The organism is Pseudomonas sp. Nvir (genome assembly GCF_963778085.1).
Lineage (GTDB): Bacteria > Pseudomonadota > Gammaproteobacteria > Pseudomonadales > Pseudomonadaceae > Aquipseudomonas > Aquipseudomonas juntendi.
On record NZ_OY970405.1, the window covers coordinates 4,938,718 to 4,963,472 of the forward strand.

At 63.5% G+C, this 24,755-nt stretch carries 24 protein-coding genes; 16 read left to right on the plus strand and 8 right to left on the minus strand.

What is annotated here, in order from left to right; genetic code table 11:
• Positions 1 to 5 precede the first annotated feature (5 nt).
• From AACG97_RS23725 to AACG97_RS23740, 4 genes are all read left to right on the plus strand, one after another.
• On the plus strand, positions 6 to 1,301 hold the full coding sequence (locus tag AACG97_RS23725) for an NCS2 family permease (protein ID WP_009682260.1): 1,296 nt from the start codon (positions 6 to 8) through the stop codon (positions 1,299 to 1,301).
• Entirely contained in the window at positions 1,298 to 2,383 is a 1,086-nt protein-coding gene (gene trmA, locus AACG97_RS23730) for a tRNA (uridine(54)-C5)-methyltransferase TrmA (protein ID WP_009682259.1), read from the plus strand. The genes AACG97_RS23725 and trmA overlap by 4 nt, the downstream gene beginning before the upstream one ends.
• Before the next feature lie 58 nt (positions 2,384 to 2,441).
• The gene (locus tag AACG97_RS23735; RefSeq protein WP_009682258.1) at positions 2,442 to 3,347 is read left to right on the plus strand and encodes a LysR family transcriptional regulator; all 906 of its coding nucleotides are present in this window, start codon (positions 2,442 to 2,444) and stop codon (positions 3,345 to 3,347) included.
• A gap of 103 nt (positions 3,348 to 3,450) precedes the next feature.
• Positions 3,451 to 3,885 carry a cupin domain-containing protein gene (locus AACG97_RS23740; protein WP_047149699.1) on the plus strand — a complete coding sequence of 145 codons (435 nt, stop codon included), beginning with the start codon at positions 3,451 to 3,453 and terminating at the stop codon, positions 3,883 to 3,885.
• Between the two features lie 35 nt (positions 3,886 to 3,920).
• On the opposite strand, the gene pcaG is transcribed toward AACG97_RS23740, so the two are convergent.
• The gene (pcaG, locus tag AACG97_RS23745; protein ID WP_009682256.1) at positions 3,921 to 4,526 is read right to left on the minus strand and encodes a protocatechuate 3,4-dioxygenase subunit alpha; all 606 of its coding nucleotides are present in this window, start codon (positions 4,524 to 4,526) and stop codon (positions 3,921 to 3,923) included.
• 10 nt (positions 4,527 to 4,536) lie between these two features.
• Positions 4,537 to 5,256 carry a protocatechuate 3,4-dioxygenase subunit beta gene (gene pcaH / locus AACG97_RS23750; protein ID WP_009682255.1) on the minus strand — a complete coding sequence of 240 codons (720 nt, stop codon included), beginning with the start codon at positions 5,254 to 5,256 and terminating at the stop codon, positions 4,537 to 4,539.
• A gap of 225 nt (positions 5,257 to 5,481) precedes the next feature.
• On the opposite strand from pcaH, the gene ypfJ reads away from it, so the two are divergent.
• Both ypfJ and AACG97_RS23760 read left to right on the plus strand, forming a co-directional pair.
• Positions 5,482 to 6,375 carry a KPN_02809 family neutral zinc metallopeptidase gene (gene ypfJ, locus AACG97_RS23755; RefSeq protein WP_009682254.1) on the plus strand — a complete coding sequence of 298 codons (894 nt, stop codon included), beginning with the start codon at positions 5,482 to 5,484 and terminating at the stop codon, positions 6,373 to 6,375.
• Between the two features lie 243 nt (positions 6,376 to 6,618).
• A complete protein-coding gene (locus AACG97_RS23760; RefSeq protein ID WP_054882058.1) occupies positions 6,619 to 8,538 on the plus strand; it encodes a methyl-accepting chemotaxis protein in 1,920 nt (639 codons plus the stop codon).
• Positions 8,539 to 9,003: 465 nt separating this feature from the next.
• Here AACG97_RS23760 and ggt read toward each other — a convergent pair whose 3' ends face one another.
• From ggt to AACG97_RS23775, 3 genes are all read right to left on the minus strand, one after another.
• Positions 9,004 to 10,671: a gamma-glutamyltransferase gene (gene ggt, locus AACG97_RS23765; protein WP_047150009.1), complete on the minus strand. Its 1,668-nt coding sequence runs from the start codon at positions 10,669 to 10,671 to the stop codon at positions 9,004 to 9,006.
• A gap of 117 nt (positions 10,672 to 10,788) precedes the next feature.
• Positions 10,789 to 11,685: a LysR family transcriptional regulator gene (locus tag AACG97_RS23770; RefSeq protein WP_029887177.1), complete on the minus strand. Its 897-nt coding sequence runs from the start codon at positions 11,683 to 11,685 to the stop codon at positions 10,789 to 10,791.
• 121 nt (positions 11,686 to 11,806) lie between these two features.
• A complete protein-coding gene (locus AACG97_RS23775; RefSeq protein WP_009683866.1) occupies positions 11,807 to 12,397 on the minus strand; it encodes an NAD(P)H-dependent oxidoreductase in 591 nt (196 codons plus the stop codon).
• Positions 12,398 to 12,560: 163 nt separating this feature from the next.
• Here AACG97_RS23775 and AACG97_RS23780 point away from each other — a divergent pair, with 163 nt between their 5' ends.
• Positions 12,561 to 12,875, plus strand: coding sequence for a putative quinol monooxygenase (locus tag AACG97_RS23780; protein WP_009683867.1), 315 nt, complete (start codon positions 12,561 to 12,563; stop codon positions 12,873 to 12,875).
• Here AACG97_RS23780 and AACG97_RS23785 read toward each other — a convergent pair.
• Complete coding sequence (locus tag AACG97_RS23785; protein ID WP_047150007.1) at positions 12,865 to 13,629, minus strand: sulfite exporter TauE/SafE family protein; 765 nt, start codon at positions 13,627 to 13,629, stop codon at positions 12,865 to 12,867. The genes AACG97_RS23780 and AACG97_RS23785 overlap by 11 nt on opposite strands.
• Before the next feature lie 77 nt (positions 13,630 to 13,706).
• Here AACG97_RS23785 and AACG97_RS23790 point away from each other — a divergent pair, with 77 nt between their 5' ends.
• From AACG97_RS23790 to AACG97_RS23825, 8 genes are all read left to right on the plus strand, one after another.
• Positions 13,707 to 14,609 carry a LysR family transcriptional regulator gene (locus AACG97_RS23790; protein WP_009683870.1) on the plus strand — a complete coding sequence of 301 codons (903 nt, stop codon included), beginning with the start codon at positions 13,707 to 13,709 and terminating at the stop codon, positions 14,607 to 14,609.
• Positions 14,610 to 14,757: 148 nt separating this feature from the next.
• A complete protein-coding gene (locus AACG97_RS23795; RefSeq protein WP_009683871.1) occupies positions 14,758 to 15,363 on the plus strand; it encodes a CDP-alcohol phosphatidyltransferase family protein in 606 nt (201 codons plus the stop codon).
• Between the two features lie 30 nt (positions 15,364 to 15,393).
• A complete protein-coding gene (locus tag AACG97_RS23800; RefSeq protein ID WP_047150006.1) occupies positions 15,394 to 17,148 on the plus strand; it encodes a bifunctional alpha/beta hydrolase/class I SAM-dependent methyltransferase in 1,755 nt (584 codons plus the stop codon).
• The gene (locus AACG97_RS23805) at positions 17,149 to 18,585 is read left to right on the plus strand and encodes a phosphatase PAP2/dual specificity phosphatase family protein (RefSeq protein WP_047150005.1); all 1,437 of its coding nucleotides are present in this window, start codon (positions 17,149 to 17,151) and stop codon (positions 18,583 to 18,585) included.
• Complete coding sequence (locus AACG97_RS23810; RefSeq protein WP_009683876.1) at positions 18,582 to 19,013, plus strand: hypothetical protein; 432 nt, start codon at positions 18,582 to 18,584, stop codon at positions 19,011 to 19,013. The genes AACG97_RS23805 and AACG97_RS23810 overlap by 4 nt, the downstream gene beginning before the upstream one ends.
• 10 nt (positions 19,014 to 19,023) lie before the next feature.
• The gene (locus tag AACG97_RS23815) at positions 19,024 to 19,647 is read left to right on the plus strand and encodes a lysophospholipid acyltransferase family protein (RefSeq protein WP_009683877.1); all 624 of its coding nucleotides are present in this window, start codon (positions 19,024 to 19,026) and stop codon (positions 19,645 to 19,647) included.
• Position 19,648: 1 nt separating this feature from the next.
• The gene (locus AACG97_RS23820) at positions 19,649 to 20,581 is read left to right on the plus strand and encodes a phosphatidate cytidylyltransferase (RefSeq protein WP_009683878.1); all 933 of its coding nucleotides are present in this window, start codon (positions 19,649 to 19,651) and stop codon (positions 20,579 to 20,581) included.
• Positions 20,582 to 20,677: 96 nt separating this feature from the next.
• Entirely contained in the window at positions 20,678 to 21,022 is a 345-nt protein-coding gene (locus AACG97_RS23825; RefSeq protein ID WP_003251579.1) for a cupin domain-containing protein, read from the plus strand.
• A gap of 224 nt (positions 21,023 to 21,246) precedes the next feature.
• Here AACG97_RS23825 and mmsB read toward each other — a convergent pair whose 3' ends face one another.
• Positions 21,247 to 22,134, minus strand: a complete 888-nt coding sequence (gene mmsB / locus AACG97_RS23830; protein WP_029887169.1) for a 3-hydroxyisobutyrate dehydrogenase — start codon at positions 22,132 to 22,134, stop codon at positions 21,247 to 21,249.
• A gap of 10 nt (positions 22,135 to 22,144) precedes the next feature.
• Positions 22,145 to 23,671 carry a CoA-acylating methylmalonate-semialdehyde dehydrogenase gene (locus tag AACG97_RS23835; RefSeq protein ID WP_009683881.1) on the minus strand — a complete coding sequence of 509 codons (1,527 nt, stop codon included), beginning with the start codon at positions 23,669 to 23,671 and terminating at the stop codon, positions 22,145 to 22,147.
• Between the two features lie 132 nt (positions 23,672 to 23,803).
• Here AACG97_RS23835 and AACG97_RS23840 point away from each other — a divergent pair, with 132 nt between their 5' ends.
• Entirely contained in the window at positions 23,804 to 24,754 is a 951-nt protein-coding gene (locus tag AACG97_RS23840; protein WP_009683882.1) for a LysR family transcriptional regulator, read from the plus strand.
• Position 24,755 lies beyond the last annotated feature (1 nt).

Below are 24,755 nucleotides of genomic sequence, written 5' to 3' on the forward strand. Positions count from 1 at the left end.
CGGGAATGCTGGAAAGGCTGTTTCAACTAAAAGCACACAACACCAACGTGCGCACCGAGATTCTTGCGGGCGTCACCACCTTCCTGGCCATGGCCTACATCCTGTTCGTCAACCCGAGCATCCTCGGCGAGACCGGCATGGACAAGGGGGCGATCTTTGTCGCCACCTGCCTGGCAGCCGCCATCGGCTCCACCACCATGGGCCTGATCGCCAACTACCCGATCGCCCTGGCCCCGGGCATGGGCCTGAACGCGTTCTTCACCTATACCGTGGTGCTGCACATGGGCCACACCTGGCAGGTGGCACTGGGTGCAGTGTTCCTGTCGGCAGTGATGTTCTTCCTGCTGTCGATCTTCCGTATCCGTGAATGGATCGTGAACAGCATCCCACTGCCGCTGCGCTCGGCGATTGCTGCCGGTATCGGCCTGTTCCTGGCGCTGATCGCCCTGCATAATGCCGGCATCGTCGTCGATAACCCGGCAACCCTGGTGGGCTTGGGTGACCTCAAGCAACCGGCCCCGATTCTCGCCACGCTGGGCTTCTTCCTGATTGTCGGCCTGGAAGCACTGAAAGTGCGCGGCGCCGTGCTGATCGGCATCCTGGCGGTGACCGTCGCGGCGATCGTGATGGGCGTGACGCCGTTCGGCGGCATCGTCTCCATGCCGCCATCGCTGGCCCCGACCTTCCTGCAGCTGGATATCGCCGGCGCGCTGGATGTGGGCCTGGTAAGCGTGATCTTCGCCTTCCTGTTCGTCGATCTGTTCGACAACTCCGGCACTCTGATTGGCGTGGCCAAGCGCGCAGGGCTGATGGGCAAGGACGGCCACATGCCGAAAATGGGCCGTGCGCTGATCGCTGACAGCACCGCGGCCATGGCCGGTTCGCTGCTGGGCACCTCGACCACCACCAGCTACATCGAATCCGCTGCCGGCGTCAGCGCCGGTGGCCGTACCGGCCTGACGGCCATCGTGGTCGCCGTACTGTTCCTGCTGGCGCTGTTCTTCGCACCGTTGGCCGGCAGCGTGCCGGCCTTCGCCACGGCCCCGGCGCTGCTGTTCGTTGCTGTGCTGATGGCCTCGGGCCTGGCGGAGATAAACTGGGACGACGTTACCGAAGCCGCACCGGTGGTGGTGACTGCCCTGGCCATGCCGCTGACCTACTCGATTGCCAACGGTATTGCCTTCGGCTTCATCGCCTGGACTGCAGTCAAGCTGATTTCCGGCCGCTACCGCGACCTGAACCCGGCGCTGGTGATCCTTTCCATCCTGTTCGTCATCAAGCTGGGCTGGTTCAACGCATGAGTGCTGCTTTCGACCCCTCCTCCTACGCCATCCAGCTGGACGCCAAGGTCGCCCGGCTGCGCGAGCTGCTGGCACCCTTCGGCGCACCAGAGCCGGCTGTTTTCGACTCGCCACGCGAGCACTACCGCCTGCGCGCCGAGTTTCGCCTGTGGCGCGAGGATGGCCAGCGCCACTACGCCATGTTCGCCCCGGGCGAGAAGCACAAGGCGATCCTGATCGACGACTTCCCGATTGCCAGCCTGCGCATCAATGAACTGATGCCGCGCCTGAAGGCAGCCTGGCAGGCCAGCGAAGCACTGGGCAACCGCCTGTTCCAGGTGGAGTTCCTTACCACCCTGGCTGGCGACGCCATGATTACCCTGTGCTACCACCGCCCGCTGGATGAGGCCTGGGAAGTGGCTGCTCGGCAGCTGTCCGAGGCGCTGAGCGTGAGCGTGATTGGCCGCTCCAAAGGCAAGCGCCTAGTGATCGGCCGCGACTACGCGGTGGAAAAACTCGACGTGGCTGGCCGTGTGTTCAGCTACCGCCAGCCAGAAGGCGCGTTCACCCAGCCTAACGGTGCCGTGAACCAGAAGATGCTGAGCTGGGCGTTCGAGGCAATGGGCGAGCGTGAGGACGACCTGCTGGAGCTGTATTGCGGCAACGGCAATTTCACCCTGCCCCTGGCCACCCGCGTGCGCCAGGTGCTGGCCACCGAGATCAGCAAGACGTCGGTCAATGCCGCGTTGAGCAACCTCGACGAAAACGCTGTGAATAACGTGCGGCTGGTGCGGTTGTCGGCTGAAGAGCTGACCCAGGCGCTGAACGAGGTGCGGCCGTTCCGCCGGCTGGAAGGCATTGACCTGAAAGCCTATGACTTCGGTACGGTGTTCGTCGACCCGCCGCGTGCGGGTATGGACCCGGATACCTGCGAGTTGACCCGGCGTTTCGAGCGGATCCTGTACATCTCGTGCAACCCGGAAACGCTGGCGCAGAACATCGCTCAGCTGCAAGATACCCACCGTATCGAACGCTGCGCCCTGTTCGATCAATTCCCGTACACGCACCATATGGAAAGCGGCGTGCTGCTGGTCCGGCGCTGATCCGCGCTGCACTGGGGCCTGGCTGGCCCCAGTGCAGCTTGCCAGGAGAGTGATGCCGATGGACCAGTTCAGTGCCATGCAGTCTTTCCGCCGGGTGGTCGATCTCGGCAGTTTCAGCGCCGCTGCCAGTCAGGCGGGGGTCTCGCATACCGTCCTGTCACGCCAGGTAAAGCAGCTTGAACGCCACCTCGGCGCGCAATTGCTCACCCGAACCACGCGCCGCTTGCACCTCACCGAAGCCGGCGCATTGTTCTATCGCCATTGCGTGCAGATTCTCGAACAGATGCAGGCGATGAGCCTGGAATTGTCGGAGCATCAGCAACAGCCCACCGGCACCTTGCGCCTGGGCGTGGCCACAGCCTTTGGTGAACTGGAACTGGGTCGCTGGCTACCGGATTTCGTCGAGCGCCATCCCCTGTTGCAGATCGAGCTGCACTGCAGCGACCGCTTCGTCGACCTTCTCGAAGCGGAAATTGATGTGTGCTTGCGGGTCACCGACCAGTTACCAAACTCCAGCCTGGTGGCGCGCCGGCTGACGGGCAGCGAGGTGTTGCTGGTAGCAGCCCCGGGTTATCTGCAGCGACACGGCACACCGGCTACGCCCGACGAACTCACTGGCCACCCCCTGCTCGGCTATAGCCAGCTACCGCACCCACAGCGCCTGCAACTGACCAACAACCAAGGCGAACAGCGCGACATACTCATGCCCCGACGCCTGAGTGCGAATTCGCCGATGGCCCTGCGCGCTGCCGCCATAGGCGCCCTCGGAATCGCCAGCTTCGACCGCTTCATCGTCCACGATGCCCTGCAGAACGGGCGGCTGGTACCGGTGCTGGAAGGCTGGAAACTGCCAGCGCGCACGCTTTACGCGGTTTATCCACAGAGCCGCTACCTGCCGCCCAAGGTGCGAGCATTGCTGGATTACGTGCAGGCGTACTATTCACAAGCGAGGTGGGAATATTGATTTGTGCGCGATTGACACAAGTCATGGCTGGTTTTGCCCGTATTTGTGCCCCGAACGGTGAGGTAGCCTTTTGTTGATCATCACTCAACAAAGGTTCTCCAGCATGAAAGCAGTGCAGGCATTCATCGCAGCGTTGGCACTCGGCACCTTGACAGTTGGCGCCAACGCGGCACAACCAATCGTTTCAGTCACCGACCACACGGCCTTGAACTGGCAGGACGTGCCCAATACCAATGGCGCTGTCAGTTTCGCCAACGTTGAAGGCGATATCTTCGGCAAGGGGCCCTACTCGGCCTATGTGGAATTCAGCAAAGGCACCGACAACGGCCTGCACCAGCACAGCCAGGCACTGCCGACGGTCGTGCTGAAGGGGACCTTCTATGCGGTGATCGACGGCAAGCGCATCGAGTATCCAGCAGGCGCGTATTACAATCTGCCGGCCGGGTTGATACATGAAAGTGGCTGCACGGCGGCTGCCGATTGCCTGCTGTTTCAACATCAGGCCGGTGCGTTCGACCTCAAACCCGTTGCAGGCTGAGGCATCGGGGCCGCTCGGCGGCCCCGACGTCTACATCAAAAGTCGAAGAACACCGTCTCGCCTTCCCCCTGAATACGGATATCAAAGCGATACGCCGTTTTCCCGTCCACTTCACAACGCTTGGCAATCAGCGTCTCGCGCCGCTGCGGCTGCTCGATCAGGTTGAGCACCGGGCACTTGGCATTGAGCGGCGCTTCATCATCGAAATACAGGCGCGTGTGCAGGTGGATGTTGATGCCACGGGCAAACAGGCTGATGTTGATGTGCGGCGCCATTGGTACGCCAGCGGCATTGTTCACCACGCCGGGCTTGACCGTGTACAGCGTCCACTCACCGGCGTCGAAGGTGGTGGCGGTGCGGCCGAAGCTGTTGAACGCGTTTTCCAGGTTGTAGGCATCCTGGTACTCGCCGTTGGCATCGGCTTGCCACACTTCCAGGAACGAGTCGCGCACCAGGTGGCCGTTGCCGTCGTAGACATGGCCGATCAGCTGAATGTGCTCACCCGGGGCGTCGGGCTTGGCCAGGCGGTTCCAGATTTCCTGGTCACGGGTAGGGTTGCCGGCCGCTTCCAGGGCCAGGCCGATGTGCACGTAGGGGCCGGCGGTCTGCGAAGGGGTTTCCGGCAGCAGTTCGATTGGCATGGCGGGGTCCTCAGCAGTTTTCGAAGTGGGTCTTGCGCTGGCCGCGCAGCACGATGTCGAAGCGGTAGGCCAGGCAGTCCATCGGGTTGGCGTTGCTCATGTCGAGCTTGGCAATCAACTGCTGCACAGCTTGCGGGTTGGCGATCGACTTGACGATCGGGCACATCGGGATCAGCGGGTCGCCTTCGAAATACAGCTGGGTGATCAGCTTGGTGGCGATCGACGGGCCGCTGATGGCGAAGTGGATGTGCGCCGGGCGCCAGTCGTTCGGGCCGTTGCGCCACGGGTACGGGCCCGGCTTGATGGTGCGGAAGCTGTAGTAGCCGTCACGGTCGGTCAGGCAGCGGCCGACACCGCCGAAGTTGGGGTCCAGCGGTGCCAGGTAGCGGTCGTTCTTGTGGCGGTAGCGGCCACCGGCGTTGGCTTGCCACATTTCCACCAGGGTATTGGGCACAGGCTTGCCGTACTGGTCCACAACGCGGCCGGCAACGATGATGCGCTCACCGATCGGCAGGCCACCGTTATTGAAATTCAGCAGCAGGTCATGGTCATGGGCACCGAAGCCCAGGTGGGAAAAATCCGGGCCGGTGGTTTCGCTGATCGATTGCGGAATGCTGACCAGCGCCTGGCGCGGCGAGCGGGCAACGGAGGTCTTGTAGTCGGGGGTGAGGGCTTTGGGGTGCCAGTTGCGATCACGGATCACGAAGCGGCTGTTGTCCTGGGCGGGCATGCCGGTTTCCTCTCTTGGAATTATGGAGATGCACAGGCGGGCTTATTGAACCCTTCGCGGGCAAGCCCGCTCCTACTTACAGTTTCCGGCATGTCGCGCGCGGTGAATATTGAAATGAGGCACTTCAAACATATCCATTTGGTTATGCATGACCACCTGGACCTGACACCCGCTGCTGTCGTGAACTAATCTTTCACTTCTTGTTTCACGCTCGGGAGAGCACTCATGGAATGGCGAAAAGGCCGACGCAGCGACAACGTAGTCGATGCCCGGGGCGAAGGTGGCGGTGGGGGCGGCATGCGCTTTGGCGGCGGCAAGGGCCTGGGCCTGGGGGCGATCCTGCTGATCGTCGGCATCGGCTGGTTGACCGGGCAGGACCCGCTGCAGATCCTCGGCCAGTTGGCCGGCCAGGTGGAGCAGCAGCAGACCCAGACCGCGCCAAGCGGTGCTGGCGCCAAGGCGCCGCCGGCCAACGATGAACAGGCCCAGTTCGTGGCCTCGATCCTGGGCGATACCGAGGACACCTGGAAAGCATTGTTCGCCGAAGCAGGCAAACAGTACCGCGACCCCAAGCTGGTGCTGTTCAGTGGCCAGGTCAATTCGGCCTGCGGCGCTGCCTCTGCGGCCGTGGGGCCGTTCTATTGCCCGGCCGACCAGCGCGTGTACCTAGACATGTCGTTCTTCCGCGAAATGGAAACCCGCTTCGCCGCGGCCGGCGACTTTGCCCAGGCCTACGTCATCGCCCACGAAATTGGCCACCACGTGCAGACCTTGCTGGGGGTTTCGGCCAAGGTCGACGCCGCCCGCCGCAGTGGCCAGCGCATGGAGGGCGACAATGGGTTGCTGGTACGCCAGGAACTGCAGGCGGACTGCCTGGCGGGTGTCTGGGCCTACCAGGCACAGAAGCGCCTGAACTGGCTGGAGCCGGGCGATGTAGAGGAGGCGCTGAACGCTGCCAACGCCATTGGCGATGACCGCCTGCAACAGCAAGGGCGCGGCCGTGTGGTGCCGGACTCATTTACCCATGGCACCTCGGCCCAGCGCGTACGCTGGTTCAAGACCGGGTTTGCCGAAGGTGAAGTGGACCGCTGCGACACCTTCAGTGCCCGCAGCCTCTGACACCTCGCCAACAGGCTGCTGCGTCACCGCTGGAACCCTGGGGCCGCTTCGCGGCCCTTTCCCACCGGTCCGGGGCACCGGCAAGGCCGCGCCTGCAAAAACCCGCACGCTTTTTTTGCTGAAAAAGCGTTTCAGCTTCCCGCAGCATTGCCGATAACCCCTGCATGAATCAGCGGGCATCCAGAACAATAACGCCTGGCGATCGAACATCAAAAGAGCGAAAACTATTTCTGGAGTGCGTGCATGAACAGCTGGTTTGCCAACATCAGCGTCAACCTCAAACTGGGCCTGGGCTTCGGCCTGGTGCTTGTCCTCACCGGCCTGCTGGCCCTGACTGGCTGGACCAGCCTGGGCAGCCTGATCGACCGTAGCAACTGGATGAGCGACATCGGCCAGTTGAACAAAGACCTGACCGACCTGCGCGTGGCCCGCCTGCAGTACATGATCGCCAATGGCGACGATGCCGCGGCCGCCAACACCCAGGCCAAGCTGAACGCCTTCAGCAAGCAGCAGGCCTACCTGGCCAGTACGTTCAAGAGCCCCGAGAACGTCAAGCTGCTGGGTGAGCTGGGGGAAACCATCAGCGCCTACAAGCTGTCGCTGAACAAGATGCGCCAAGGCTACGACGCCACGCGCGCAGCGCGTAGCACCATGGACAGCTCGGCCGCCGGCGCCGACCAGGCCATGGACCTGCTCAGCCAGGAAGTCATGGCCCGCCCGGAAGCCGACAGCGTGCGCCTGGCCCAGTACCAACTGATCAGCCAGGCGCGCCAGCAGTTGCTGCAGGTGCGCATCGACGTGCGCGGCTACATTGCCGACAACAGTGCCAGCAACGAGCAGGCCGCCCTGCGCCAGCTGGATGCGGCACTGGCCAATGTCGACAACCTCAAAGGCCAGATGCCGGGTGAAAGCACACGCCTGCAGCAACTGGAAAGCGCGGTACGGGCCTACCGTGATGCCGTACGCCAGTTCCGCGATGCGGTCGCCAGCATCACCACCGCGCGTGCGGAAATGACCGTACAGGGTGCCGATATCGTCAAGCGCAGCGATGCGCTGTACCAGATCCAGCTGCAGCGTCGCGACGTCGAAAGCAGCCAGGCCCGCAGCCTGCAGGCCATCGCTACGCTGCTGGCATTGCTGGTCGGCGTGCTGGGGGCGGTGTTGATCACCCGGCAGATCACCCGCCCGTTGCGCGAAACGCTGCTGGCGGTGGAAAAGATCGCCAGTGGCGACCTGACCCAGCAACTGCGCGTCACCCGCCGCGACGAATTGGGCGTGCTGCAGCAAGGCATCGCGCGCATGGGTACCACCTTGCGCGAGCTGATCAGCGGCATCCGCGACGGCGTGACCCAGATCGCCAGCGCTGCCGAAGAACTGTCGGCAGTGACCGAACAGACCAGTGCCGGGGCCAATAGCCAGAAGGTCGAAACCGACCAGGTGGCCACCGCCATGCACGAAATGGCCGCCACCGTGCAAGAAGTGGCGCGCAATGCCGAACAGGCTTCGCACGCCGCCACCGGTGCCGACGAGCAAGCCCGCGCCGGCGACCGTGTGGTCGGTGAAGCGATCGGCCAGATCGAGCGCCTGGCCCAGGACATGCACCGTTCCACTGAAGCCATGAGCCTGCTGCAACAGGAAAGCCAGAAAATCGGCAGTGTGATGGACGTGATCAAGTCGGTGGCAGAACAGACCAACCTGCTGGCGCTGAACGCGGCGATCGAGGCGGCGCGGGCGGGTGAAGCCGGGCGCGGCTTCGCCGTGGTGGCCGATGAAGTACGCGGCCTGGCGCAGCGTACGCAAAAGTCCACCGAAGAAATCGAAGAGCTGATTGCTGGCCTGCAGCAGGGTACGCAGCAAGTGGCCAGCGCCATGCAAGGCAGCCGCACCCTGACCGACAGCAGCGTGGAACTGGCGCGCAAGGCCGGGGCCTCGCTGGAGAGCATTACCAGCACGGTGTCGGGCATTCAGTCGATGAACCAGCAAATTGCCGCGGCCGCAGAGCAGCAGAGTGCGGTGGCCGAGGAGATCAGCCGCAGCATCCTCAATGTGCGCGATGTGTCTGAGCAGACGGCGGCGGCCAGCAATGAAACGGCAGCGTCCAGCGTCGAACTGGCGCGCCTGGGTGGGCAGTTGCAGACGCTGGTCAGCCAGTTCCGCGTCTGACTGCAAGCCCGGGGGCCGCTGAGCGGCCCAGGGCCGGCAAGCCAGGCTGCCACAGCAACGGTGCAGGATCAGAAACAGCGCCGTACCTGTGGGGGATTCTATGGTTCCTGGCAAGGGTAGCCGCTGCATCTTCAGTGCCTGTGAGATTGAGCGCCGCCCGCGCGGCGCATCGCGAGCTGCGCTCGCTCCTACGTTTGTTTCGGGCCAGTAACCCCTGTGCCAGATGCGCGCGGCCGCCTTGTTCGTACGACGCGATTTTGAGGCATGCGCCAAGGCGTTCGCGCGCAAATCCCACAGGAATAATTGGCCCGAAACAAACGTAGGAGCGAGCGCAGCTCGCGATGCGCCGCGCGGGCGGCGCTCGCTCTAACAGGCGCTGCATACCTTGTGGCAAACACCTGTCAGCCCTGATGCGATCCCCGTGGGAGCTGACTTGCCGGCGATCAGGCCAGCACAGGCGGCAGCTTATTTGACGATCATGCCCACCCCACGCCCCCGCGGATCAGAGGCCGTCTCCAGCTTTGCCCCTTCCACCCGGATCGCCTGGATATCCCCCATCTCCCAGCCCTGGTCTTCCAGCACATACCCCATCTTCTTCAGGCCGTCAGCCACAGGCCCGGTCAACGGTGCATAGCTGTCGAAGTAGATGGTGTCCTTGGGCAGCAACTGATGGTGCACACGCTGCGCCGCCACCGCCTTGTCCAATGGCATGCCGTAGTCATACAGGTTGTTCATCACCTGGAAGATCGAGGTAAAGATCCGCGAACCACCCGGGGTGCCGATCACCAGCTCGACCTTGCCGTCACGGGTCATCAGGCTGGGGCTCATCGACGACAGCATGCGCTTGCCCGGCTCGATCGCGTTGGCATCACCGCCGACTACGCCAAAGGCATTGGCCGCCCCCGGCTTGGCGCTGAAATCGTCCATCTCGTCGTTCAGCAGGAAACCCGCCCCTTTCACCACCACGCCGCTGCCGTAGTCGAGGTTGAGGGTGTAGGTGTTGCTGACCGCGTTGCCGTGCTTGTCGACGATGGAAAAGTGCGTGGTCTGGTGCGGCTCCAGCCCGGGCTTGACCTTGTCAGTGTCGGAAATGGCTTTCGGGTTGACCTGCGCAGCGCGCTTGGCCAGGTAGTCCTTGGCCACCAGTTTATCCACCGGCACTTGGGTAAAGGCCGGGTCACCGAGGTAGTCGGCGCGGTCGGCGAACACGCGCTTCTCGATCTCGGCCAGCAGGTGGATGTACTGCGCCGAGTTGTGCGCCACCCCTTTGAAGTCCGCCGCGCGGTCTTCCTTGATGCCCAGCAACTGAGCCAGGGCTACACCGCCGGAGCTGGGTGGTGGCGCGGTATACACCACGTTGCCACGCCAGCTGACGGCCATCGGCTCACGCCATACGGCCTTGTAATCCTGCAGGTCTTGCTTGGTGATCAGGCCCTTGTCGGCCTGCATCTGCGCCACCAGCAAATCGGCAGTCTTGCCCTGGTAGAACTCGCTGACGCCTTTGTCGGCGATGCGCTCCAGGGTGTGGGCCAGTTCGGGCTGCCTGAACAGCTCGCCAACCTTCATGTTGCCGAAGTAATCGTTGAAGTTGGTCGCAGTCTTGAACATGCCCTGTGCATCGTTGCGGTACTGGTACTGCTTTTCCGCGACCTTGAAGCCATTTTTCGCATAGCCGATGGCCGGGGTCAGCAGCTCGCTCCAGGGCAGCTTGCCAAACTTGCGATGCGCCTCCCACAAGCCCATCACCGTGCCGGGTACGCCAGCGGCGCGCACCCCGACCAGGCTGAGGTTCTCGATGACCTCACCCTTGTCGTCCAGATACATGTTGCGCGTGGCGGCCTTGGGCGCCACTTCGCGGTAGTCGAGGAAATACGGCTTGCCGTCGACGAACAGGGTCATGAAACCGCCGCCGCCGATATTGCCGGCCTCGGGATAGGTCACCGCCAGGGTGAAGGCCGTGGCCACGGCGGCATCGACTGCGTTGCCGCCCTTTTTCAGGATATCGGCGGCGACCTGTGCACCATATTGATCGGGGGCAGCCACTGCACCGCCTTCCAGATCCGCAGCGTAAACCGAGGAACAGCTCAGGATCGCGGTTGCGAGAGCCAGGTACTGAAACGGGACAATACGCATGACACTTCCTTGGTGTTGTTTTTGTCGAGCAGTCAGTAAGGCCGATGCGCATGGACTGTGCAATCGCCCGCAGGGCGTTTCGCCGCCCGTGGGCAGGCTTTGTCGCGTTCAGGCAAATCAGCAGGCGTACATGGCCAGCTTGCGCTGGATGAAATCCAGAAAGCACTGAATACGCAGGGCCAGCTGCGTGTTGCGGTAGTACACCGCGTGAATCGGTTGCCGGTAACCGTTGTTGGCTTCACCCAACAGCACCTGCAAGCGCCCGCTGCGAATGTCTTCGTGGGTCATGAAATGCGACAGGCTGACGATGCCCTCCCCGGCCAGCGCCAGCTGGCGCAGGGTCTCGCCGCTGGAAGCGAGCAACGCGGGGCGGATGCCGAAGCGGTCACCCTGGGCATGGCGTAGCGGCCACTGGTTGAGTGAGTCGGGTTGGCTGAAGCCAAGCAGGCAGTGGTTGGCCAGGTCCTCGACACGCTGGGGCGTACCATGCTGCGCCAGGTAGGCGGGGCTTGCCAGCACCTGCACCGGGCTGCAGCCGAGGTTGCGTGCATGCAGGCTGGAGTCGGCCAGTTCGCCGATGCGAATCGCCACGTCGGTGCTGTGCTCCAGCAGGTCGATGATCAGGTCGTCGGTGTTCAACTCCAGCTCTATGCCCGGGTACTGGCGGCGGAACTCGCCGATCCACGGCACAATGGCATGCAGCATGAAAGGGGCGGCAGCGTTGATGCGCAGGCGCCCGGTAGGGGTCTGGCGGTTCATCGACAGGCGCTCTTCCATGTCGTCCATCTGCTGCAGGATCAACCGCGCGCGGTCGAGGAAAAAACGCCCTTCCTCGGTGAGGTCCATACGCCGGGTGGTGCGATTGACCAGAGTGGTGCCCAGCTTGCCCTCCAGGCGCGACAACGTGCGGCTGACGGCGGACGGGGTCTGGCCCATCTGCTCGGCAGCGGCGGAGATCGAGCCGCAGTCGATGACGGCGACGAACACCTGGAGTTCTTCGGATCGGGTTTTCACATTCGGGCCTGTGATGGGTCTGTGCAAGGATCAGATAATCGCATGTACAGGCCAACTGCGGCTGCTCCTACCTCACCGTGGGAGCAGGCCAGCCCGCGATGAGGCCAGTACAGGCAACCCATCACGCTGCCTTGCCGAACACCTTGTCCAGATGGGCTTCATAAGCTGCCAGCGCCGCCGGCACATCCGGGCGCTTCATCACATCCGTTGCCAGGAAAGTCGGCAGGCCGGTCATGCCAAGGAACTGGTTGGCCTTGTGGAACGGGAAGTACACCGCATCCACGCCTTTGCCTTCAAAGAAATCGCTCGGGTCATCGAAGGCCTGCTGCGGCGCGTTCCAGGTCAGCGACAGCATGTATTGCTTGCCGTGCACCAGGCCACCGCTGCCGTACTTCTGCGTGTGATCCGAGCGGGTGCGGCCATCGTTGGCGTAGAGGCTGCCATGGCCTGCGGTGAACACTTCATCGATGTACTTCTTCACCGTCCACGGCGCGCCCATCCACCAGCCCGGCATCTGGTAGATGATCACATCGGCCCAGAGAAACTTCTCGACCTCGGCCTGCACGTCGTAGCCACCGTCGATGAACGTCTGCTGTACATCGAAACCGGCGCGGTCCAGGTGGGCGATGGCCGCTTCGTGCAAGGTCGTGTTGAGGCGGCCATCAGAGTGAGCGAACTGTTTACCACCATTGAGCAGAAGAATCTTTTTCATGCTGGCCTCCCCGGCCGAGTCAAAATTTGATGTCGGCAGGTTAGAGGTTCGCAGGGGCGGGATACAGAAGTCACCGGGCAAAATACAATTGACCAGAAGTCACGAATCAACATCACATTATTGCCGTAGAATCGGTTCACCACCTCTCACCGAGTAGCGCCCCATGACTGAGCAGATCGCCTTCATCCTCAAAGCCAAGACCCGCCCGGAAATGGCCGATGCGTTCGAAAACCTGTTCCGCCCTTATGTCGAGCCAAGCCGCCAGGAGCCAGGTTGCATCGAGTACCACATGCTGCGCGACCAGCAGGACCCGAGCCTTTTCGTGTTTTTCGAAGTGTGGGCCGACCAGGCCGCGCTGGATGTGCATTCGGCCCTGCCGCACATGGCCGCCTTCTTCGAAAAACGCATGGACTACCTTGAGCGCGATTTCGATATCCAGCAGGTCGACATGCTCAGCGCATCCAGCGCTAACCGTTGATCAGCAAGTGGCCGCCCAGTGCGGCCAGGCCGATGAAGAAACAACGCTTGAACAGCAACGCGCTGATGCGCTGACGCAACCACTGCCCGGCCAGCATGCCGAGCAAGGCTGGCGCCAGCATCAGCAGTGAAGCACCCAAGGCCTGGCCACCGAGGGCATCCTGCCCGGCCAGGCCAACACCCAGTGCCAGGGTCGAAACCGTGAACGACAGGCCCAGCGCCTGGATCATCTGCTCGCGGCTCAGGCCCAGGCTCTGCAAGTAGGGCACCGCAGGTATCACGAATACCCCGATTGCCGCCGTGATTACCCCCGTCACCAGCCCGCACGCAGGCCCCAGCCAACGCTCGTGCGCCGCTGCCAAGCGCAAGCCCGGCCCAACCAGCCCGTACACCGCGTACGCCAGCAAGGCCGCACCCAACGCATGCGCGGCCCATGGCCCGTTGTCGATGCCCAGCCAGGCACTGCCCAGCAAAGTGCCAATGAAGATCAGCGCCAGCATCGGGCCCAGCCGCACCAGCAACGCTCGCAGGTGCCCGCCGCTGGCCAACTGCCAAAGGTTGGTAAGGGTCGACGGCACGATCAGCAGTGCTGCAGCCTGCGCCGGAGGCATAGCCAGGCCCAGCAGGCCCATCGCGATGGTGGGCAGCCCCAGGCCGATCACGCCTTTCACTGCGCCGGCCAGCAGGAACGTCAGCACCACTAGCAGCGACAGAGCAGGGCCCATGTTGTGGTAGAAAGCGAGCAAGGTATTCATGGGCCGATAATGGCCCGTGGTGGGCAGGCTGAAAATCTGCCATACCCTTATCCAGACTCTTGCTAAGGCAGAGGCACATGCATTTTGACCTGATCGATCTCAAGCTGTTCCAGCACACCCTGGAGTGCGGCAACATCACCGCCGGTGCCAGCCGCAGCCATCTGTCGCTGCCGGCAGCCAGTGCGCGCATCCGGGCCATGGAAGCGTCGCTGGGCATCCCTTTACTGCAGCGTAACCGCCGCGGTGTTCAGCCGACCCCGGCCGGCCAGGCGCTGTTGCAGCATGCTCGCCTGATTGCCCAGCAGGTCGAACGCCTGCAGTTCGACCTGGGCCAGTACGCGCAGGGGCAGCACGGCCAAGTGCGCCTGCTGTGCAACACCGCAGCACTTACGGAGTACCTGCCTGAACTGGTGGCCGGTTACCTGACTGAAAACCCCGGCGTCAGCGTGGACATACAGGAACTGCCGAGCCTGCGCATCGTGCAGGCGATTACGCAAGGCATGGCAGACCTTGGCATTGTTTCAACAGCCGCGCCTTTCGGGCACCTGCAAACCCGGCCGTTTCGTGACGACCCACTGGTGCTGGTAACCCCGCCTGGCCATCCGCTGGCCAGCGAGGCTGCCCCCAGCTTCATCGACAGCCTGGCGCATGGTCATGTCGGGCTTGGAGCAGGCAGTGCATTGGCGTTGTACCTGGAGGAACAGGCATTGCGGGAAGGCCGGCGCATGCAGGTGAGAGTGCGGGCCGAAGGGTTTGATGGCGTGATCCGCATGGTTGCAGGCGGGGCCGGGGTCGGGGTGGTGCCACTGGCGGCGGTGAAGCGTTGGCAAGGGCTGTTGCCGCTGCACTGGGTAGCCCTGGCGGAACCCTGGGCCAACCGCCGGTTGCTGGTGTGCGCGCGGGACTTTGCGGCGTTGCCAGGGTATGCGTCGGGGTTGGTTGACCGGCTGGCGGGAGCAACTGTCTTGCTCAATTACTAAAAGCTGGCGCGGTCCCTGTAGGAGCGGGCGCGCCCGCGAACACCGGCGCAGCCGGTGCCATGCACTGCGTTGGATTCTTCGCGGGTTTACCCGCGAAGAAGGCTCACACACAATGGCGCCATGACGCCCCACTAAAAAGGACTGTCCAGTGGCCTCGATCTACCAGTTCAAACCACGCTTCCAGGCTTTGTTGCGCCCGGCCGTGCAACGCCTTTACGACCGAGGCGTCACCGCCAATCAGGTCACTGTCACCGCTGCCGTGGTATCGCTCCTGGTGGGCCTGCTGCTGGCCGCCCTGCCGCACATCACCTGGCTGTTCATCCTGGTGCCGATCTGGATGCTGCTGCGCATGGCGCTGAATGCTGTCGACGGCATGCTGGCCCGGGAGTTCGGCCAGCAATCCACCCTCGGTGCTTACCTCAACGAACTGTGTGACGTGATTGCCGATGCAGCGCTGTACCTGCCCTTCGCCTTGTTGGCCGGGGTGTCGCCTGCGCTGGTGGTGCTGGTGGTGCTGTGCGCCACCTTCAGCGAGTACGCCGGTGTCATGGGCCCGCTGGCAGGCGCCTCGCGGCGCTACGACGGGCCTATGGGCAAGAGCGACAGGGCCTTCGCCTTCGGCGTGCTGGGCACCGGCGTCGCCTTTGGCCTGCTCGATGGCGCCTGGATCAACGGCCTGTTGCTGGTCATCCTCGCGCTCTCGCTCTATACCCTCTACAACCGGGTTCGCCAGGGCCTGGCCGAAACCCGCTGAGCCTATCGTCGCCGCAAAAGGACGTTGACCATGCGCCAAGCGCAAGCGCTGCACTTCCCCACCCATGACGGTGTCGAGCTGCATTACCGTCATTGGCCTGCCACCCGCAACGAACACCAGCCACGCCGCGCCGTGGTGATGTTCCACCGGGGCCATGAGCACGGCGGGCGCATGGCCCACCTGGCCGATGAGCTGGACATGCCGGGCTACGACTTCTTCGCCTGGGATGCCCGCGGCCACGGCCGCTCGCCAGGCGCGCGTGGCGACAGCCCGGGGTTCGCCACCAGTGTGCGCGACGTGCAAACCTTCATCGAACACATCCAGGCCCACCACGGCATCGCCGAACAGGACCTGGTGGTACTGGCACAAAGCGTCGGCGCCGTGCTGATCGCCACCTGGGCCCACGACTACGCGCCCAAGGTGCGCTGCCTGGTGTTGGCCTCGCCAGCGTTCAAGGTCAAGCTGTACGTGCCGTTTGCCCGCCCAGGCCTGAAGCTGCTGAAGGCCTTGCGCGGCAATTTCTTCGTGAATAGCTACGTCAAGCCGCGCCTGCTCACCCACGACCCTGAGCGGGTGATGTCGTACGTGGCCGACCCGCTGATCAGCCGGCCCATTTCGGTAACCATGCTGCTGGGCCTGTACGAGGCCGCCGACCGCGTGGTGGCCGACGCCCAGGCCATCCAGGTGCCGACCCAGTTGCTGGTGTCCGGGGCTGATTTCGTGGTCGAGCGCCAACCGCAAGAACGGTTTTTCGACCGGCTCGGCAGCACACGAAAGGAGATGCACATACTGCCCGGGTTCTTCCACGACACCTTGGGTGAACGTGATCGGGCCCATGCCCTTAGGCGCATCGAACGGTTTGTCGACCATTGCTTCGCCAGCCCCGCCGCGTTGCCCTCACTGCTGGATGCCGACAAGACCGGGGCCAGTTGCGCCGAGGCAGAAAGCCTGGCTGCGCCGCTGCCGCGCAACTCGCCACGCGACCTTTACTGGCGCGCCACCCGCGCCGGCTTGAGCCTGGGCAAGGGGCTGTCTGCGGGGGTGAAGCTCGGGTTTGACACCGGCTTCGATTCTGGCAGCACCCTCGACTACGTGTACCGCAACCAGCCGACCGGCAAGGGCAAACTGGGGCGCCTGATCGACCAGAACTACCTCGACGCCATCGGCTGGCGTGGCATACGCCAACGCAAACTGCACGTCGAGCAATTGCTGCGCCTGGCCATCGCCCACCTGCGTGAACAGCAACGGCCCGTGCACATCGTCGATATCGCGGCTGGCCATGGCCGCTATATCCTCGAAGCCCTTCAAGGCCTTGAGCAGTTGCCAGATTCGATCCTGCTGCGCGACTACAGCGAACTGAACGTTCAGCAAGGCAGCGCGCTGATCCGCGAGAAGGGCCTGGCCGACATCGCCCGATTCGTCCAGGGCGACGCCTTCGATCGCCAGAGCCTGGCCACACTTGAACAGCCCCCAACGCTGGCCGTGGTTTCGGGGCTGTACGAGCTCTTCCCCAGTAACCAACTGGTGGGCAATTCCCTCGCCGGGCTGGCCGACGCCATAGAGGATGGCGGCTACCTGGTCTACACCGGCCAGCCATGGCACCCGCAACTGGAGATGATTGCCCGCGCCCTCACCAGCCACCGCGGTGGCGAGGCTTGGGTAATGCGCCGGCGCAGCCAGGCCGAGATGGACCAGCTGATTGAGGCCGCGGGCTTCCGCAAGCTGGCCCAGCGTATCGATGAATGGGGCATTTTCAGCGTCAGCCTGGCACAGCGGGTGCGCTGAGTGAGCCCGCCACGCGAGCACGGGCTGATTCGCCGGGGCGTGTTCTGGCTTCTGCTGCTGGGGCCGTTGTTCTTCCTCAGCTATGGGCTGGCGAACAATTACACGGCTGGGCGCAGTGATGTCGGCAGCCTGGTGTTCGGCTGGGAGCACGGCATGCCGCTGTGGCCCTGGACGATCATCCCGTACTGGTCGATCGACCTGCTGTACGGGTTGTCCTTCCTGCTGCCGCGCACACGCCAGGAAATGGACCGCCATGCGCTGGCGCTACTCAGCGCACAGGTGATCAGCGTCTGCTGTTTTCTGCTGTGGCCGCTGCGGTTCACCTTCGAGCGGCCGGGCCTGGACGGGCTGTTCGGCTGGCTGTTCGATGTGTTGATGGGCTTCGACAAGCCATTCAACCAGGCGCCTTCGCTGCACATCGCTTTGCTGGTGATCATCTGGGCGATGTTTGCCCGGCATGTGCAACGCCAGCCCTGGCGTTGGCTGATGCATGGCTGGATGGCGCTGATCGGGGTGTCGGTGCTGACCACCTGGCAGCACCATTTCATCGATGTGCCCACGGGGGCGCTGGCGGGGTTTGCCTGCCTGTGGCTGTGGCCGCAGCAAGGGCGCCTGCCCTTTCAGGCGGCCCGTCTTGCTCAGGATGCCAAGCGCTGGAAGGTTGCCGCTTGTTATGCCTTGGGCGCGCTGCTGTGTGTACTCCCTGCCGCTGCGATGGGCGGGGTTTGGCTGTGGTTGAGTTGGCCGGCGGTGTCGTTGGGGCTGGTGGCGCTGAACTACGCCGTGTTCGGGGCGGGTGGTTTTCAGAAGGGTGATGACGGGCGCTTGTCGCCTGCAAGCCGGTGGCTGCTGGCACCCTATCTGGCGGGCGCGTGGCTCAATTCGCGGTGGTGGACCCGGCGCCATCCACAGGCCGACCAGGTGTGTGATGGTGTGTACCTGGGGAGAATCCCAGGGCGCGACACGCAGTTCGCTGCAATTGTTGATCTGTGCGCAGAACTGCCGTGTAACGCAAACCATTGTAGGAGCGGCCTTGCGTCGCGAAAGGGGCGCGAAGCGGCCCAGGGTTTTCAGCTTCGCAGCAGAAACTGTCGGGGCTGCTCCGCAGCCCTTTCGCGACGCAAGGCCGCTCCTACGACGATCGCGTCAGCCCTTGACTATCAGTGTTTCGCTACCCTGGATCTGATAGCGCCAGACGTTGCCCTGCTACAGCAGGCCGCCAACGCCATCGAACACCTGCGCGCCCAGGGCCCGGTGCTAGTGTGCTGCGCTTTAGGCTACTCGCGCAGCGCCAGCGCCGTGGCCGCGTGGCTGCTGCTCTCCGGCCGCAGCAGCGACGCCCAACAGGCAGAAGCGCTGATTCGCCAAGCACGCCCCGGCATCGTACTGCGCAACGCGCATCACCAGGCTCTTCAGCAACTGGGAGCACAGCCATGAACCTGCGCGTGGCCGCCAGCCTGCTGGGCCGAGGCCAACAGCTGGAGCGCCTGTCCGACGGCCTCACCTTGCTGGCCCTGGCGTATGGCCTTTCACCGCTGCTCAATGCCCCGCTGCATCCGCTGGCGAGCCTGCTGTGCAGCGTGCTGCTGGTGCTCGGCGTGTTCCACAAATACTGGGCCATCCGCGTGGCTATCGATGCCGAACTGTTTGCCCACCTGGCCAATAGCGCAGACCTGCCGGCTGACACCCAGGCCCTGGACCGCGCCCTGTTCGAACTGAAACTCAAACCACAGGCCACCGACGGCCGCGCCTGGCCTGCCCGCAGCCGGGCCGCACTGGGCCTGTTGCGCCGTCAGGCCGTATGCCTGGGCCTGCAGCTGTCGCTAGCCTTGGCTACCCTGCTGACACTGCCTGTGAAGGGATGACCACCTGCCTATGCTCGCCAACCTGACTGCTTACGTCATCACCTCGGCCGCCCGCCTGATTACCGGGGCCCGCGCCCTCTGGCTGGGGTGCTCGGCGCTGCCGGTGCAGCGCCTGTATTTCGCCAACCACAGCAGCCACGGCGACTTCGTGCTGCTGTGGGCCTCGCTGCCGCAAGGGCTGCGCCAACGCACGCGCCCGGTGGCCGGCGCAGACTACTGGGCCAGGCCGGGCATCCGCGACTTTCTTATCCGCAAGGTCTTCAACGGGGTACTGATCGAGCGCCAGCGCAGCGAAGGGCAAGGCAACCCTTTGCAGCCGGTGCTGGACGCGGTGGCCCAGGGCGACTCGCTGATCTTCTTCCCGGAGGGCACGCGCAACCTTGGCGACGAACCGCTACTGCCCTTCAGAAGCGGGTTGTATCACCTGGCAGCCGCCCACCCGCAGGTCGAACTGGTACCGGTCTGGATCGCCAACCTCAACCGGGTGATGCCCAAAGGGCGCGCCTTGCCATTGCCATTGCTGTGCACCCTGAGCTTTGGCGAACCGCTGCACCTGCACGCCGATGAAAGCAAGCAGGCGTTTCTCGAGCGTGCCAGCCAGGCCCTGCTGAACCTGGCCCCCAAGGATGCCTGACATGGACAACAACACCCTTTCCCTGTTTGCCGGCATCGGCGCCCTGCTGCTGCTGGCCAGCGTGGTCGGCCGCCTGCTCAAATGGCGCGCCGGCCCGGCGCCGCACGCCGTGATCGACAACCTCAACGCCCGCATCAATGCCTGGTGGGTGATGGTGGTGGTGATCGGCATTGCCTTTGTGTTCGGCAAGTACGGTGTGATCGTGCTGTTCTACGGTGTGTCGTTCTATGCCCTGCGCGAATTCATGACCCTCACCCCTACCCGGCGCAGCGACTACCCGGCACTGGTGGCAGCCTTCTACGTGGCACTCCCGGTGCAGTACGTGCTGATCGCCATGGACTGGTACGGCCTGTTCAGCATCTTCATCCCGGTGTACCTGTTCCTGCTGCTGCCGATCCTCGCCAGCCTGGGCGGTGATACCACACGGTTCCTCGAGCGTGCGTCAAAAGTGCAATGGGGCTTGATGATCGCCGTGTACTGCGTGTCGTCGGTGCCGGCCCTGATGACCCTGGACATCCCCGGCTACGAGGGCCGCAACCTGTTGTTGATCGCCTGGCTGATTCTGGTGGTGCAACTCAGCGACGTGCTGCAGTACGTGTGCGGCAAGCTGTTCGGCAAACACAAGGTGGCGCCCAACCTGTCCCCCTCCAAGACCGTCGAAGGCCTGGCCGGCGGCGTAGCGCTGGCCACCCTGATCGGCGCCCTGCTGTGCTGGATCACGCCCTTCAGCTTCTGGCAGGCCGCGCTGATGGCCTTGGCCGTGAACGCCATGGGCTTCTTCGGCGGGCTGGTGATGTCGGCTATCAAGCGTGACCGTGGGGTGAAAGACTGGGGGCACATGATCGAAGGCCACGGCGGCATGCTCGACCGCATGGATTCGGTGTGCTTCGCAGCGCCAGTGTTCTTCCACTTTGTGCGGTATTGGTGGGCATAGCGCGACCAGACAGCTGGACGTCGAGCCCAGGCAACTGCGGCTCGGCCGATGGCCCTATGGTGACCAGTCATTTAGCCAGTCACCAGGAGTTGTGCCATGTCCGATTTCATCACCGTCCTGCGCGAAACCTGCCCCACGCCGGTCGTGGACGCCACCAAGTGGAAGCGCATCGGCGGCGATCCGCACACCGTCAACCTCAATGCCTACCTGTCGGCCGACGGCAGCAAGATCATGGGCACCTGGATCTGCACCCCGGGCAAGTTCGAGGTCAATTACGATAAGTGGGAGTTCTGCCACTTCCTCGATGGCTACTGCATCATCACCCCGGAAGGCGAAGAGCCGAAGCACCTGAAGGCCGGTGATGTGTTCGTCATTGAACCGGGTATGAAAGGCACCTGGGAAGTGGTCGAGACCGTGCGCAAGTATTTCGTCTTCGCCTGATCAGACACTCTACAACTAACTCTGTGGGAGCGGGCGCGCCCGCGAAACAGGCAGTGTGGTAGATGGCACCGGCTTTGCCGGTGTTCGCGGGCATGCCCGCTCCCACAGGGTTATGTGGCGCCTGGAGAATCGGGGCAAAAAAATCGCGGGGCAAGTGCCCTTCCCTCTGGTGCGCAGTTACAGAGGGAAGGCCACCTGGCCCGCGATGAAGCCCACCTCTTGCGTCAATCTTTCTTGCGATACCCCTCTACGATAGCTGAGAAGTCCTTGCCACCCTCGCCACGCAAGCTCATGGCCTGATACAACTGCTGGGCCACAGCCCCCAGGATCACCGGCTGGTGTGCCTGGCGCGCCGCTTCGGTCGCCAGCCCCAGGTCCTTGAGCATCAGTTCGGCGCCAAAGCCACCGGTATAGCCACGCGATGCTGGCGCGGTTTCGATAATGCCCGGCCATGGGTTGTAGGTATCCGAGCTCCAGCAACGCCCGGTCGAACTGTTGATGATGCCGGCCAGCACCTGGGTATCGATGCCCAGCGCATTACCCAGCGCCATGGCCTCGGACACGCCGATCATCGAGATACCCAACAGCAGGTTGTTGCAGATCTTGGCGATTTGCCCGGTGCCCACCTCGCCGCAGTGGACGATATTGCGGCCCATCTGCTCCAGCACCGGCTTGAGGCTGGCGAACAACTCGGCGCTGGCACCGACCATGAAGGTCAGCGTGCCGGCTGCCGCACCGCCGGTGCCACCGGACACCGGCGCATCGCCCATGTCCACGCCCTTGGCCGCTGCAGCCTTGGACACATCACGCGCGGTCTGCGGATCGATGGTGCTGCAGTCCACGGTGGGCGTACCGGCACGAATGCCGGCCAGCACGCCATCTTCGTTCAGGTATACGCTGCGCACATGGACAGCGGCAGGCAGCATGGTGATCACCAGCTCGCTGTTGGCCGCCGCGTCCTTGGGCGACGGGCTGATCTGCCCACCCAGTTCGGCCAGCTCGGCGAGTACAGCCTTGTTCAAGTCGAACAGGTTCAACTGGTGCCCGGCCTTGATCAGGTTGCGGGCCATGGGCGCGCCCATGTTGCCCAGGCCAATGAATGCGATACGCATGAGGAACTCCTTAGCGCAGGCTGATGGTGGTGTTCACGCCGTCGTTGACGCTGTCGTCGTCGAACCAGCGGGCAGTGACAGTCTTGGTCTGCGTGAAGAACTGCACCACTTGCTTGCCGTATGGGCCAAGGTCGCCGAGCTTGGACCCACGCGAGCCAGTGAAACTGAAGAACGGGACCGGCACCGGGATCGGAATGTTGATACCCACCTGGCCCACGTCGATCTCGCTCTGGAACTTGCGCGCGGCCGCCCCGCTTTGGGTGAACAGGCCGGTGCCGTTACCGAACGGGTTGGCGTTGACCAGGGCGATGGCCTCGTCGAGGGTATCGACCTCCAGGGTCACCAGCACCGGGCCGAAGATTTCCTGGGTGTAGACCTGCATGTCAGTCTTCACACCCGAGAACAGGGTTGGGCCAACGAAGTTACCTTGCTCGTAACCCGGCACCGTGACGTCGCGGCCATCGAGTTCCAGCTTGGCGCCTTCCTTGATGCCGCTTTCGATCAGGCCCAGCACACGCTCCTTGGCGCGTTTGGAAACCACCGGGCCGACATCGGTGCCTGGCTCACACCCGGCATTGACCTTGAGCTTGCTGGCTGCTTCCTTGATGTCCGGCAGCCACTCACGGGCCTTGCCCACCAGCACCGCTACCGAGGTGGCCATGCAGCGCTGGCCCGCCGCGCCGAAGGCGGCACCGACCAGGGCATTGATGGTTTGCGTACGGTTGGCATCGGGCAGCACCACGGCGTGGTTCTTGGCGCCCATCATCGACTGCACGCGCTTGCCGTGCTGGCTGCCCAGGTTGTACACGTGGGTACCGACGTCGGTAGAGCCGACGAAGGAAATCGCCTTGATGTCCTGATGAGTGCAAATGGCATCCACCACCTGCTTGCCACCGTGCACCACATTCAGCACCCCGGCCGGTACGCCGGCTTCCAGCGCCAGCTCGACCAGCAGCATGGTCGACAGCGGGTCCTGCTCGGACGGTTTGAGCACAAAGGTGTTGCCGCAGACGATGGCCATGGGGAACATCCACAGCGGGATCATCGCCGGGAAATTGAACGGCGTGATGCCAGCGCATACACCGATAGGCTGGCGCAGGGTGTAGGTATCGACACCGCCGGCGACGTTTTCGGCGAATTCACCCATCTGCAAGGTGCCGATGGAAGCAGCGTGTTCCACCACTTCCAGGCCGCGGAAAATATCACCCTCGGCGTCAGCCAGGGTTTTGCCCTGCTCGGCGCTGAGCACCTGGGCAATGCGCTTGGTGTGTTCGCGAATAAGCGCCTGCAGCTTGAGCATGATGCGCATGCGCGCGCCAATCGGGGTGTCTCGCCAGGTCTTGAAGGCACGGTGGGCAGCGGCTACCGCTGCATCGACTTCTTCTACCGTGGCGAACGGTACGCGCGCCAGCACCTCTTGGGTGGCCGGGTTGACGATGTCGCGCCATTCGGTGGTCTTGGACTCGACCCACTGGCCGTCGATCAGCAGCTTCACCTGGTCGACCTTGGTCGGGTTCGGGGATTGCGGTGCGTTCATCTGCGTTCTCCTTGGAATTATTGTCGGGACGAGATCGCCAGCGCCAAGCAAACGCGAGGTGGCGTCCTGAGGCTTGTTTCGAGTATAGATGTGCAAACATCCAACAAGAACGCACAAAAAAACCGGATCATCATGCAAAAAGATCTCACATCCCTGAGCGCGCTCAACTGGGACGATTTGAAGTTTTTCCTTGAAGTGGCCCGTACCCGCAAGGCCAGTAGCGCGGCAAAACGCCTGAGCGTGGACTACACCACGGTATCGCGCCGCATCAGCTCGCTGGAGGGGGCGCTGGGTACCTTGCTGTTCGAAAAGTCGCGCACCAACGGCTTTGTTCTCACCGCCGAGGGCCAGCGTTTGCTGGGCTATGCCGAGTCGATCGAAAGCACGCTGCACATGGCGTGCGAGCAGGTATCCGGGTCGAGCGTGGCGTTGTCGGGGCATGTGCGCATGGGCTGCACAGAAGGCTTCGGCAGTTTCTTCATTACCCCGCAGTTGAGCCACTTCGTCGACGCCTACCCGGCCATTTCAGTGGATATCCTGCCGCTGCCGCACTTCATCAGCCTGTCCAAGCGCGAGGCGGATATCGTCATCGCCCTGGAGCGGCCCGAGCATGGGCCTTATGTGTGCTGCAAGCTGTGCGACTACAGCTTGCGGCTGTATGCGACGCAGGGCTACCTGGACAGCCATGCGCCGATACGCCAGGTGGCTGACCTGGCCAGGCACCCGTTCATCAGTTACGTGGACGACCTGGCGTTCAGCTCAGAGCTCTTGTACCTCGCCAACCTGATCCCCGGCGCCACTGCGCATCTACGCAGTACCAGTGTGATTGCACAGTACACGGCGGCGTTGCAGGGCCGCGGGCTGGCGATCCTGCCGTGTTTCCTGGCTGCGCAGGATCCACGGCTGGTCACGGTGTTGCCAGAGGACATCGAGGTGACCCGGCAATTCTGGATGTATTGCCGGGAGGACCTGCGCAAGCTGAAGCGGATCACCCTGTTGTGGGATTACATTCGCGGGGTGACCGAGGCGAATGCGCCGTTGTTGATGGGGCAGACCCGGGAAATGCGCTTTGCCCAGCAGTGAC